Annotated in this window: 1 rRNA gene; it reads right to left on the minus strand. The window is 55.9% G+C overall.

Features of this window, described 5'->3' with window-relative positions:
* A 23S ribosomal RNA gene (locus WH37_RS33175) occupies positions 1-632 on the minus strand; the annotation flags it as partial.

Raw genomic sequence — 632 nt, forward strand, 5'->3', positions numbered from 1 at the left:
AATTGGGAAATCTCATCTTGAGGGGGGCTTCGCGCTTAGATGCTTTCAGCGCTTATCCCGTCCGTACTTGGCTACCCAGCGGTGCTCCTGGCGGAACAACTGGTACACCAGCGGTACGTCCATCCCGGTCCTCTCGTACTAAGGACAGCTCCTCTCAAATTTCCTGCGCCCGCGACAGATAGGGACCGAACTGTCTCACGACGTTCTGAACCCAGCTCGCGTACCGCTTTAATGGGCGAACAGCCCAACCCTTGGGACCTACTTCAGCCCCAGGATGCGATGAGCCGACATCGAGGTGCCAAACCTCCCCGTCGATGTGGACTCTTGGGGGAGATAAGCCTGTTATCCCCAGGGTAGCTTTTATCCGTTGAGCGATGGCCCTTCCATTCGGTACCACCGGATCACTAAGCCCGACTTTCGTCCCTGCTCGACTTGTAGGTCTCGCAGTCAAGCTCCCTTATGCCTTTGCACTCTCCGAATGATTTCCAACCATTCTGAGGGAACCTTTGGGCGCCTCCGTTACATTTTAGGAGGCGACCGCCCCAGTCAAACTGTCCACCTGACACGGTCCCCGAACCAGTTTCATGGTTCTAGGTTAGAACTCCGATACGATCAGGGTGGTATCCCAACGT

Source organism: Paenibacillus algorifonticola, from assembly GCF_000971975.1.
In the GTDB taxonomy this organism is placed as follows: Bacteria; Bacillota; Bacilli; order Paenibacillales; family Paenibacillaceae; genus Pristimantibacillus; species Pristimantibacillus algorifonticola.